This window comes from Pseudoalteromonas sp. ASV78 (assembly GCF_047806705.1).
Lineage (GTDB): Bacteria > Pseudomonadota > Gammaproteobacteria > Enterobacterales > Alteromonadaceae > Pseudoalteromonas > Pseudoalteromonas prydzensis_A.
On sequence record NZ_JBLOPA010000001.1, the window covers coordinates 731,018 to 743,439 of the forward strand.

The 12,422-nt window shown below is 42.2% G+C and carries 10 protein-coding genes; 7 read left to right on the forward strand and 3 right to left on the reverse strand.

The annotated features are described in order from the left end of the window. Window positions 1–193 precede the first annotated feature (193 nt). Window positions 194–1,144 (reverse strand): thioredoxin-disulfide reductase, encoded by a 951-nt coding sequence (trxB, locus tag ACMVDV_RS03235; protein WP_138562378.1) that lies wholly within the window; start codon window positions 1,142–1,144, stop codon window positions 194–196. A gap of 290 nt (window positions 1,145–1,434) precedes the next feature. Here trxB and pssA point away from each other — a divergent pair, with 290 nt between their 5' ends. The 3 genes from pssA to ACMVDV_RS03250 all read left to right on the forward strand — a co-directional run bounded on the left by pssA (window position 1,435) and on the right by ACMVDV_RS03250 (window position 3,896). Next, entirely contained in the window at window positions 1,435–2,760 is a 1,326-nt protein-coding gene (gene pssA / locus ACMVDV_RS03240; RefSeq protein WP_416157170.1) for a CDP-diacylglycerol--serine O-phosphatidyltransferase, read from the forward strand. Between the two features lie 146 nt (window positions 2,761–2,906). After that, a complete protein-coding gene (locus ACMVDV_RS03245) occupies window positions 2,907–3,359 on the forward strand; it encodes a GNAT family N-acetyltransferase (RefSeq protein WP_416157171.1) in 453 nt (150 codons plus the stop codon). Continuing rightward, entirely contained in the window at window positions 3,360–3,896 is a 537-nt protein-coding gene (locus tag ACMVDV_RS03250; RefSeq protein WP_416157172.1) for a GNAT family N-acetyltransferase, read from the forward strand. 55 nt (window positions 3,897–3,951) lie between these two features. Here ACMVDV_RS03250 and ACMVDV_RS03255 read toward each other — a convergent pair whose 3' ends face one another. Then, window positions 3,952–4,728, reverse strand: coding sequence for an outer membrane protein OmpK (locus tag ACMVDV_RS03255; RefSeq protein ID WP_416157173.1), 777 nt, complete (start codon window positions 4,726–4,728; stop codon window positions 3,952–3,954). Between the two features lie 89 nt (window positions 4,729–4,817). After that, window positions 4,818–6,131 (reverse strand): Na+/H+ antiporter NhaC family protein, encoded by a 1,314-nt coding sequence (locus ACMVDV_RS03260; RefSeq protein WP_304178580.1) that lies wholly within the window; start codon window positions 6,129–6,131, stop codon window positions 4,818–4,820. 265 nt (window positions 6,132–6,396) lie between these two features. On the opposite strand from ACMVDV_RS03260, the gene dapB reads away from it, so the two are divergent. The 4 genes from dapB (at window position 6,397) to greA (ending at window position 12,301) form a co-directional block, all read left to right on the forward strand. Continuing rightward, the gene (dapB, locus tag ACMVDV_RS03265; RefSeq protein WP_304178567.1) at window positions 6,397–7,194 is read left to right on the forward strand and encodes a 4-hydroxy-tetrahydrodipicolinate reductase; all 798 of its coding nucleotides are present in this window, start codon (window positions 6,397–6,399) and stop codon (window positions 7,192–7,194) included. Between the two features lie 207 nt (window positions 7,195–7,401). Further along, on the forward strand, window positions 7,402–8,538 hold the full coding sequence (gene carA / locus ACMVDV_RS03270) for a glutamine-hydrolyzing carbamoyl-phosphate synthase small subunit (RefSeq protein ID WP_304178565.1): 1,137 nt from the start codon (window positions 7,402–7,404) through the stop codon (window positions 8,536–8,538). Between the two features lie 16 nt (window positions 8,539–8,554). After that, window positions 8,555–11,773 (forward strand): carbamoyl-phosphate synthase large subunit, encoded by a 3,219-nt coding sequence (gene carB / locus ACMVDV_RS03275; protein ID WP_416157174.1) that lies wholly within the window; start codon window positions 8,555–8,557, stop codon window positions 11,771–11,773. 51 nt (window positions 11,774–11,824) lie between these two features. Further along, window positions 11,825–12,301, forward strand: coding sequence for a transcription elongation factor GreA (gene greA / locus ACMVDV_RS03280; protein ID WP_192542128.1), 477 nt, complete (start codon window positions 11,825–11,827; stop codon window positions 12,299–12,301). Window positions 12,302–12,422 lie beyond the last annotated feature (121 nt).

Genomic DNA, 12,422 nt, shown 5'->3' on the forward strand with positions numbered 1-12,422 from the left:
TGCTCGGACTTAGATCCTATCGCACCTAAGCCATTAATTGTATAAATATGATTGATTTCGAGTATAAGTGTGGTGAATGTTTGTGCGAGTGCAATGAGTACTTTTCGGCGTTGGGTGAGCCTTTACCATTGAATTAATCTTTGCCCACAAAAAAGGGCTGAAAATTCAGCCCATTATACAAGTATATATAAATTTATAGGTTATCTAAGAAACGCTCTGCATCAAGGGCAGCCATACAGCCAGTGCCAGCTGAAGTGATTGCTTGGCGGTAGATATGATCAGACACATCACCTGCTGCAAAAACGCCTGGCACGCTAGTTTGTGTTGCATTGCCGTTTAGGCCTGACTCAACCACTAAGTAGCCGTCTTTCATTTCAAGTTGGCCAACAAACATATCAGTATTTGGTTTATGACCAATGGCAATAAATACGCCCGCTAAATCAATTTCTTCAGTTGCTTCTGAGTTTGCATCTTTAATACGAACACCGGTAACACCCATTTGGTCACCCAGTACTTCATCAAGCGTACGGTTATAATGCATGACTACGTTACCGTTTGCGGCTTTTTCAGCGAGGCGATCGGCTAAGATTTTTTCACTGCGGAAGCTATCACGGCGGTGAATTACGTGAACTTCATCAGCAATGTTTGATAAATAAAGTGCTTCTTCAACAGCGGTATTACCACCACCAACAACCGCCACTTTTTGACCTTTGTAGAAAAAGCCATCACAGGTAGCACAGGCTGATACGCCACGGCCTTGGAAGTTAGTTTCAGACTCCAGGCCCAAGTACTTAGCTGAAGCACCCGTTGCGATGATCAACGCATCACAAGTATAAGTGCCTTGATCGCCCGTTAATGTAAATGGACGTTTAGACACATCAACAGTATGAATATGGTCAAAAACAATTTCAGTTTCAAAGCGCTCGGCATGCTCTTTCATACGATCCATTAATGCCGGACCGGTTAAACCATGAGCATCGCCCGGCCAATTTTCAACTTCTGTCGTTGTTGTAAGTTGACCGCCTTGTTGCATACCCGTGATCAATACTGGGTTTAAGTTTGCACGCGCTGCATATACTGCTGCGGTGTAACCTGCAGGGCCAGATCCTAAAATTAGTAACTTACAATGTTTTACTTCACTCATGTTATTTCTATCCTAAACGTTTCAATAGCGTATTAATGCGCTCGATTTTAAGAGAAACAAGGGGGAAGTAAATAAAAGCGACGATTATTTTTTTTTCTAAATCGCAAAGCTGTCAAATATTGTGTACTAGAATTGTGATAAGTGTACGATTTGTATGATATCTGAGCTATTAATTGAGTATTAACGAAGCATGTTACGTTAATTCATGACCAAACTGTGTTTTTTTGATATGTTTTAACTAATTTTGATTTGTGACCCTATAATCGGGTGACCTAAGTGAATAGGCAACTATGTTATTTTGGCAGGAAAAACCCGCGTACGGGTTGACTTCAAAAGACGTTAACGTCTTAACCAATGCACAAGAATATCGCACACATTTATTGGCACTAATTGCGCAGGCAAAAACCCGCATTTATATAACCACGCTTTATCTGCAGGATGATGAAGCTGGGCGCGAAGTGCTAGCAGCGTTACATTTGGCGTCAGTAGCCAATCCAGCATTAGAGGTCAAAGTGTTGGTTGATTTTCATCGCGCTCAACGCGGTTTAATTGGTGCTGCAAAGTCAGACGGAAACGCCAGCTTATATTGTGAATACCAAGAAAAGTATCAATCCAATGTACAAATATTTGGCGTGCCAGTAAAAGCCAAAGAACTATTTGGGGTACTACATTTAAAAGGTTTTGTAATTGATGACACGCTGCTGTATAGCGGTGCGAGTTTAAACAATGTGTATTTACAGTACCAAGACCGTTACCGATTAGATCGCTACTTTTTGCTTAAGCAGGCTTCGTTATGTGATTCTATCATTAACTTTATTGAACAAGAGCTGTTGAGCTCTGAGGCTGTACCACGTATTGATACGCGGCCATTAACAAAGTTTAATGATATTAAAATTGTACAAAAACAATTGATGCGTACATTAAAACAAGCGGGCTATGCTCACAGTACTGTGCAAAATGAGCAAGCACTGGGCGTACGACTATTTTTAGGACTTGGCCGTCGTAATAATGAGCTCAATCGGGTGATCAAATCGTTATTTGATGCCACCGAGCAAGAGTTAGTACTGTATACCCCATACTTTAATTTTCCTGCGCCATTAATGCGGTCATTACGGCGCTTACTCAAGCAAGGCAAGCAAGTAACCATTGTAGTGGGTGATAAAACCGCAAATGATTTTTACCTGCCGCCAAGCGAACCATTTAGCAAAATTGGTGCGCTACCGTATTTATATGAAACGATTTTGCATAAATTTTTAAAATCACAAAAACGCCACATCAACAACGGTAATTTAAATGTCTATCTGTGGCAGCACGAAAGCAACTCGTTTCACTTAAAAGGTATATGCTCTGATCGTAAATATCACTTATTAAGTGGTCATAATTTAAATCCGCGCGCCTGGGGTTTAGATATCGAAAACGGTATTTTATTAGAAGATCCAGAGCAAAGTCTCATGCCAGCAATTGATAATGAAAGAGCCGAGATATTACAGCATTGTCGTCGTTTAAATGGTGCAGAAGATTTAGAAACCATGGATGATTATCCGCCAGCAGTTAAAAAGCTGTTAGGCCAAGCAAAGCGTGTCAAAGTTGATTTTATTATTAAGCGTTTTATTTGACGCAAAGTTAGAGACTAAAATGTAAGTACTATAAAAGTAGCGTTTACGCTGCTTTTTGTTGATTTAGCCTCGGAGCTGTTGCCCAATTCCGCTACAATATTTTGCAAAATTGATGACGATTATTTTAATATTCAAAGGAACTAACAATGCTTATTAAATCCGCAGAGAAAAAAGAGTATCCAACGCTCATTGATATTTGGCAGGCTTCGGTTTCTCAAACCCACGATTTTTTAAGCCAACACCATATTGATGAACTAAAACCACTGATTTTGGCGCACTATTTTGATGCCGTGACTTTGTATTGCTGTAAAAACCGAGATGATAAAATTATGGGTTTTATTGGTGTTGCCAACGGCAATATTGAAATGCTGTTTGTGGAGCCCACTTTCTTTGCGAAGGGGGTGGGCACGTTATTAATCAATTACGCGATTGATAATTTAGCGGCAACGCATGTTGATGTTAACGAGCAAAACCCTAAAGCCCATGGTTTTTATTTAAGTAAAGGCTTTGAGCAAATAGGGCGCTCAGAATTAGACGGCCAAGGAAAGCCGTTTCCGCTGATCCATATGCGTTTAGCAAAAGTAGCTGAGGTTGAGTAAATGGAACTAGTGATTTCAGACGCAATAACTTTAAAGCCATTAGATATCAGTTTTGCCGCTGAACTTTACCACGTTATTACCGGTAGCCGGAAAAATCTGAGTCAATTTTTACCTTGGGTGGATGACGTAATAGATGTTAATTCAACTAAACGTTATATATATGAACGACTCCACAGCAATAAAGCCGGTTCTCAGTGGTTTGCGATATATGTTCAGCAGCGCTTAAGCGGTGTATTTGGCATTAAACACATTGCTCCTGACAGTAAAGTTGCTGAATGCGGTTATTGGTTAGCTGATTTTGCACGCGGGCAAGGAGTCATCACGCAAGTGCTTGCTAAAATGGTGCCTTATATAAAAAAGCATAGTCACGCAAACGCCATCGAGTTTTGCTGTTTAGAGGAAAACCTAGCAAGTATCAAAGTGGTGCAACGCGCAGGCGCGAAGTTCAAATATTATCAACAAGAGACATCAATCTTCCTTGTTAATCAGCATCAGTATCAGCGTTTAGGTGTTTATGAAATAAAGCTAAGGGCGTAAGTAATAAAAAAGCGCAATACAATTGATATCGCGCTTTATTATTCTCGCTAACTCGCTAAAACGTCCACTCAACATGAAATTGCGGTACCGACTCTGTGGTATCAGTGCCTAGTTTGTTATGCCAGTATTGCCATTCAAGGCCAAGTAATAGCGTATTTTCTTTCATACTGATGGCGTGACCTAAATCCCAAGTAATAATAGGTTGCGCTAAGATCCACGCTTTTACGTCTTCACCAAATTCATTTTCACGTTCAGCAATATATTCAACATGACCGGTAACATTAAATTTTTGCGAACCAATCGAAAACGGGTAACCCCAAGCCACATCAAGCATCCAGCTGTTAGTCTCAATAGGCGCACCACCACGAGCAACGCCATCATTATCATCAATATAGGCCGTCACTAAGGTTGATAAGAAGGTAAAGCCCGGCGCTTGCCAGTTTACTTTTACACCCGGTAAATATTTTAATACTTTAGAATCACCGGCTGCGTTAAAACCCGCCGTTAGGCCGATATCAGTAATCGCTCCATAAGACATATCGTTGCCGGATATTTTTGATAGGCTAAATGTTGAGTACCACTCGCCGTAGAAGTCTTTATCTTGATAACCATCATCAGTGGCGTCATTAATATAATCAATAAAAAAGAAGTTATCGCCATAATCATAGGCTGATGCATGTTGCAGTGATGCGATTGTGGTATTTGATTCTTGACCTGTGAATGGGTTTTTAAAATCACCATTGTTAAGGTGTAATGCTGTGTTGCTCCAGTTAGCCGCTTGGCTAGAGGTGCTTGCCAAACAAATGGCAGCGAAGACGACGGTTTTTTTCAATGTCTTATCTCGAATTTAAAGGTTGTTAAGTAATCCAAAAACGAGATTATAGCAGATACGCCTAAAGTTGGCGTATCTGCTTAATAAATTTATGCTTTATTACGACGTAAGCAAATCACCGCAATCGCAGTAAATGCCAATATAAAGCAGTAGTATGATGAAGTAGATACTTGCCACGGACTAATTTTAAATGTCGCGCCAAGCAGTAACGCTTGTGCACCATAAGGAAGAGAGCCTTGCGTAACACAGGCGAAAATATCCAGTAAGCTGGCAGAGCGCTTACCGCTTATCTCACCGTCATCAGCCAACTTTTTAGCAATAGGACCTGCAACTATGATAGACACGGTATTATTGGCAATACACAGGTTACTGGTCATCACTAATGCCGCAATACCCAGTTGATCAGCCACTTTTCGGTGCCACTTAGCAATTACTTTAGTGATCGCTTGAATCTTTTGCGCTATGTAATCTAAGCCGCCATTAATGCGAATAAACTCAGACAGGCCACCAATAAACATCGACAGTAAAAAGATCTCCTGCATATCCGTAAAGCCTTTGTAAATGTCCTTCACAAAGCTGGCGCCTTCATAGCTGCCAGTAAAGCCCATCAATGCTGCAAATATAATACCGCTGAACAGTACTACAAATACATTAAAGCCCATGACCGCCAGCACTAAAATAAATGCATAAGGCAGTACTAATAGAATATCGTAATCTTTGGTTTCGACCGCTTGTGCTGCTGGGGTTAAAAACAATAATAAACCAATAGTCAGGATAGCCGCAGGCAAGGCGATTTTTAAATTCTCACGAAATTTATCTTTCATTTCACAACCTTGAGTACGGGTTGCGGCAATGGTTGTGTCAGAAATAATAGATAAATTATCACCAAACATGGCGCCTGATACAATCGTACCGGCCATTAATGCAGGATCAATGCCTGTTTTAATCGATACCGCATAAGCAATCGGGCCAATTGCACCAATCGTACCCATTGAAGTACCCATGGCGGTCGATACAACCGCTGCAATTAAAAATAAACCAGGCAATAATAATGCTGAAGGAATAAGTGATAAACCGGCATTTACAACCGCGTCAACACCACCTGTAGCACCCGCTACCGCGGAGAAAGCACCTGCAAGCAAATAAATTAAACACATGGTAATGATGTTGTTGTGACCTGCACCTTTTATAAAGGTTTCAACACTGTGGTTAATGGTGTTTTTATTCAGGATAAACGCCAGCATAATCGCCGGTAAAATCGCAACAGGGGCAGGGAGTTGATAAAAAGCGTAATCAACCCCTTGAGATTGCAGGTATAAACCCGCGCCTAAAAATAAGGCGACAAAAGTAAGTAGCGGCAGCAAAGATAACTTTGCATTAGTTTTATTAAATGATGGCTGCATCATATTCCTCGTTAGATAACTCATAAACAACTAGTGCAGCAAAAACATCCTTCTTTTAGCAGCATTTAGTTGTGTGCTTATCAAAGTGATAAGTAACTCAACAGCGCCCGCAAGCCAAAGACCAAATCGGCGCAAAGAAAGAAGTTTAAATGTATAGATGGCTAAAGTCTATGGGTATCTGTTATTATTATTTTAAAAGGCGTACCTGACTATTACATGAGTTTTAGATAAAATCTAGCCAACATAAAAGCAAAGGTTAATTAAAATGAATCGAATCGGCGTATTTGGCGCAAATGGAAGAATGGGGCTGGCATTAGTTGAAGCCGCACATAAAAATAATCATGCCGAGCTGGGAGCAGCCTATGTACGAAGCAGTTCACCTTTATTAAATATTGCTGTTAATCAATTAAATAGTGCCGCACCTCCAACCGTTAACTTCAGTGATGAGCGTAATGTAGGCAATATTGACGTATTGATTGATTTTACTCTTCCTGCGGGCATGCGTGAGCATTTAAAAACAGCCGTTGCAGAAAACATCCCGATGGTAATTGGCACAACAGGCCTAAATGATGACGATATGCTGGCGTTACAAGCGGCGGCTAAGCACATTCCTATTGTGTTTGCTCGTAATTACAGTGTGGGCGTAAATCTACTGTTGAATTTAGTGCAAACCGCCGCGACTAAATTTGGTGATGATTTAGACATTGAAATTTTTGAAGCGCATCACCGCCATAAAATTGATGCACCATCGGGTACTGCTTTAGCCATTGGTGAAGCCATTGCTGCTGCAAAAGGCTGGGATCACGATGCAGTTGCAGTGTTTGATCGTAGCAAAGTAGAAACAGAAAAATCGCAAAATGAAATCGGTTATTCGGTGCTCAGAGGCGGAGATATAGTTGGTGAACATACCGCATATTTCGCAACTTCTGGCGAAAGGCTTGAATTAACTCATAAAGCAAGTTCTCGAATGACCTTTGCATTAGGCGCAGTAAGAGCTGCAGGCTGGTTGAAAAATAAGCCGGTGGGACTTTATGATATGCAAGATGTGCTTGACTTGAAGTAGTTTTCTTGGTTTTTTGGCGCTTTGGTGGTTTTTTTAGCTAATAGCGCTTATTTTTAGTAATTATTGAAATAGGGTTAGACCTAAAAGGCAAATTACTATAAAATAGCGCCAATTTGCCAAAAATTCATAATTGCGTGTTTCCAATCGCTATAAACGGGTAGTAAAGCAAATGACTTTACTCCCGTTTTTTACTGTTAGGAGGTTAACTTGACTAAATCCGCTCTGTTAGTTCTAGAAGACGGCACAGTGTTTCGCGGTACTGCAATCGGCGCTGACGGCATGTCAGTCGGTGAAGTAGTATTCAATACGTCTATGACTGGTTATCAGGAAATTCTGACCGACCCTTCATACGCGGAACAAATCGTAACTTTGACGTACCCACATATCGGTAATACGGGTACTAACAGCGAAGACGAAGAAGCGAGTCACATTTGGGCGAAAGGCCTAGTGATCCGTGATTTGCCACTGCTAGCAAGTAATTTCCGTAACGAGCAATCGTTAGATGATTACTTGAAACAACGCAATATCTTAGGTATTGCAGATATCGACACTCGTAAACTGACTCGTATTTTGCGCGATAAAGGCGCTCAAAACGGCTGTATTATAGCAGGTGATGATATCGACGAAAGCAAAGCGCTCGCAGCTGCGCAAGCCTTCCCAGGCTTAAAAGGCATGGATTTAGCAAAAGTAGTCTCAACCAAGGAAAACTTCCAGTGGCGCGAGTCAAGCTGGACACTGGGTGAAGGGTTTAAAACCTTGCACGCAGAAGATGAGAAATTTCACGTTGTCGCTTATGACTTCGGTGTAAAACGTAATATTTTACGTATGCTTGTAGACCGTGGTTGTAAATTAACCGTTGTTCCTGCACAAACCTCGGCAGCCGACGTGTTAGCACTTAATCCAGATGGTATCTTTTTATCAAATGGCCCTGGTGATCCTGAGCCATGTACCTATGCGATTGATGCAATTAAAACCTTTTTAGAAACAGACACACCAATTTTTGGTATTTGTTTAGGTCACCAATTGTTAGCGCTCGCCTCAGGTGCAAAAACAGTAAAAATGAAGTTTGGTCATCACGGTGGTAACCACCCAGTGAAAGACTTAGACCGCGATGTAGTCATGATCACTGCACAAAACCATGGTTTTGCTGCTGATGAAGCAACCCTACCTGATAACCTACGTGCAACGCACAAATCGTTATTTGACGGTACATTGCAAGGTATTCATCGTACTGATAAGCCAGCGTTTAGCTTCCAAGGTCACCCAGAAGCAAGCCCAGGTCCGCACGATGCAGCGCCATTATTTGATCACTTCATCGACTTGATGCAAGCACGTAACAACTAATTATACCGGAGTAACAATGCCAAAACGTACCGACATAAAAAGCATTCTTATCCTAGGCGCAGGCCCGATTGTAATCGGCCAAGCCTGTGAATTTGACTACTCTGGTGCTCAAGCGTGTAAAGCACTAAGAGAAGAAGGCTATCGAGTTATCTTAGTTAACTCAAACCCTGCAACAATTATGACTGACCCTGATATGGCCGATGCGACGTACATCGAACCAATTCACTGGGAAGTTGTTGAAAAAATTATTGAAAAAGAAAAGCCTGATGCAGTATTGCCCACTATGGGTGGTCAAACTGCATTAAACTGTGCATTAGAACTTGATAAGCACGGTGTATTGGCTAAGCACGGCGTTGAGCTAATCGGCGCAACCGCAGATGCAATCGACAAAGCAGAAAACCGCGAACGTTTCGATAAGGCGATGAAAAACATTGGCCTAGAATGTCCACGTGCTGAAATCGCGCACTCAATGGAAGAAGCCCGCGACACTATGACGCGCATTGGCTTGCCATGTATCATTCGTCCTTCTTTCACTATGGGCGGCACCGGTGGTGGTGTTGCATATAACCTAGAAGAGTTCGAAGAAATTTGTGAACGCGGTTTAGACTTATCGCCAACTAGCGAACTATTGATTGATGAATCATTAATTGGCTGGAAAGAATATGAGATGGAAGTTGTTCGCGACAAAAAAGACAACTGTATCATCGTCTGCTCTATTGAAAACTTTGACCCAATGGGCGTGCACACAGGGGATTCAATCACTGTGGCTCCAGCACAAACCCTAACCGACAAAGAATACCAAATCATGCGTAATGCCTCTATGGCAGTACTGCGTGAGATTGGTGTTGAAACCGGTGGTTCAAACGTACAGTTTGGTGTAAATCCAGCTGATGGCCGTATGGTTATCATCGAGATGAACCCACGTGTATCACGTTCATCTGCTCTTGCGTCAAAAGCAACGGGCTTCCCGATTGCTAAAATCGCAGCTAAGCTGGCGGTAGGTTACACGTTAGACGAGTTACAAAATGATATCACTGGCGGTAAAACACCAGCATCATTTGAGCCGTCAATCGATTACGTAGTAACAAAAATTCCTCGCTTTAACTTTGAAAAATTTGCCGGTGCAAACGACCGTTTAACCACGCAAATGAAATCAGTGGGCGAAGTAATGGCGATTGGTCGTAACCAACAAGAGTCATTACAAAAAGCATTACGTGGCCTTGAAGTAGGCGCAACGGGCTTTAACCCGATTGTGGCACTTGATGACCCGAAAGCGAAAGAAAAAATCATCCGCGAATTACGTGAGCCAGGTGCAGAGCGTATTTGGTACATTGCCGATGCAATGCGCCATGGTATGAGTGTTGATGATGTGTTTGAACTCACTAAGATTGACCCTTGGTACTTAGTGCAAATTGAAGACATCTTAAAAGACGAAGCGAAAATTAGCGACGTTGGCATGGCCGGCTTAAATGCAGACTTCCTACGTAAATTAAAGCGCAAAGGGTTTGCAGACCCTCGTATCGCTGAGATCGCGGGTGTGTCTGAAGCTGAAATTCGTAAAAAGCGTCATCAATTAAACATCATGCCTGTCTACAAGCGCGTTGATACGTGCGCCGCTGAATTTAGTTCAGACACTGCTTACATGTATTCAACATACGATGAAGAATGTGAAGCAAATCCATCAGATCGTGACAAAATCATGGTTATCGGTGGTGGTCCTAACCGTATCGGCCAAGGTATTGAATTTGACTATTGTTGTGTACACGCAGCGCTTGCACTGCGTGAAGACGGTTACGAGACTATCATGGTTAACTGTAACCCTGAGACAGTGTCTACCGATTACGATACCTCAGACCGTTTATACTTCGAGCCAATTACCCTTGAAGACGTACTTGAAATCGTACGTGTTGAAAAGCCAAAAGGCGTTATCGTGCAATACGGTGGTCAAACACCACTGAAACTTGCTCGTGAACTTGAAGCCAACGGCGTGCCAGTCATTGGTACTTCACCAGATGCAATCGACCGCGCAGAAGACCGTGAGCGTTTCCAACAACTTGTTGAGCGTTTAAACCTGCTTCAGCCTGAAAATGCAACGGTAACGTCAACTGAAGAAGCGATTTTAAAATCAGCTGAAATCGGTTTCCCACTGGTTGTACGTCCTTCGTATGTACTAGGTGGCCGTGCCATGGAAATCGTCTATGACGAGCAAGACCTACGTCGTTACATGACCGAAGCAGTATCAGCATCAAATGAAGCGCCAGTATTACTTGACCGTTTCTTAGATAACGCGATTGAAGTTGACGTTGACGCAATTTGCGACGGCGAGCAAGTGATCATCGGCGGTATTATGGAACACATTGAGCAAGCCGGTGTTCACTCTGGTGACTCTGCCTGTTCATTACCAGCACATTCGTTATCACAAGAAGTGCAAGACGTAATGCGTAAGCAAGTAACTGACATGGCACTTGAGCTTGGCGTAGTTGGTTTGATGAATACTCAGTTTGCTGTTAAAGATGGCAAAGTGTACTTAATCGAAGTAAACCCACGCGCTGCGCGTACTGTACCGTTTGTATCAAAAGCAACCGGTGTAGCACTTGCTAAAGTAGCGGCGCGTTGTATGGCGGGTCAATCGCTTGCAAGTCAAGGCATTACTAAAGAAGTAATTCCTCCTTACTACAGCGTAAAAGAAGTTGTACTTCCGTTTGCTAAGTTCCAAGGCGTGGATCCAATCCGTGGCCCTGAAATGCGCTCAACCGGTGAAGTAATGGGTGTGGGCGATACATTCGCTGAAGCCTTTGCAAAAGCACAATTAGGTGCAAGCAACACTTTACCACGCGGTGGCCGCGCGTTACTATCTGTGCGTAATAGCGATAAACCACGTATTGTTGAACTAGCTAAAACCATGACTGATCTTGGTTTTGAACTAGATGCAACAGGTGGCACAGCTGCAGCCCTTGAAGATGCTGGAATTGCGGTACGCCGTGTAAACAAAGTATTTGAAGGTCGCCCGCATATTCTTGATAGAATCAAAAATGGCGAGTATAGCTATATCGTTAATACCACCGAAGGTCGCCAAGCGATCGAAGATTCGAAGGTGTTACGTCGTGGTGCATTGCAACACAAGACTAACTATACGACGACGCTTAATGCGGCATTTGCTAACTGTACTGCTAACCAAGCAGACGACCGTAGCAAAGTAACGTCAGTTCAAGAACTACACCTGAGATTGAACTAAGGAAATGTGCCAAGGCCGTTATGTGCGGCCTTGGGATTAAGTGAGAAAAGTATGCAATCAATTCCGATGACAGTTCGTGGCGCTGATTTACTGCGCAAAGAACTTAACGAATTAAAAACAGTTACCCGTCCTAAAATTGTATCCGATATTGCGGTTGCACGTGAACACGGTGACTTAAAAGAAAACGCTGAATATCATGCTGCGCGTGAACAACAGGGTTTTTGTGAAGGCCGCATTCAAGAAATTGAAGCCAAGCTTTCAAATGTACAAATTATTGATGTAACTAAATTACCAAACACCGGTAAAGTTATTTTTGGCACTACGGTAACGATTGTAAATGTTGAAACCGATGCTGAAGTAACCTACCAAATTGTTGGTGATGATGAAGCGGATATTAAAAACCACCGTATTTCGGTTAACTCACCAATAGCTCGCGGTTTAATTGGTAAACAAGCAGACGATGCTGTGATCATTAAAACGCCAAATGGTGATGTTGAATACGAAGTTATTGAAGTGCAGTACATTTAATTACTTTACTCATTTTCACGCTTTTAAAAACCGATGCCAGCATCGGTTTTTTTATGCCTCAAACAACCTCGACATTCTTTAATAAATTGGGTACGTTAAGCTAGCGTATTGATAATTTGTA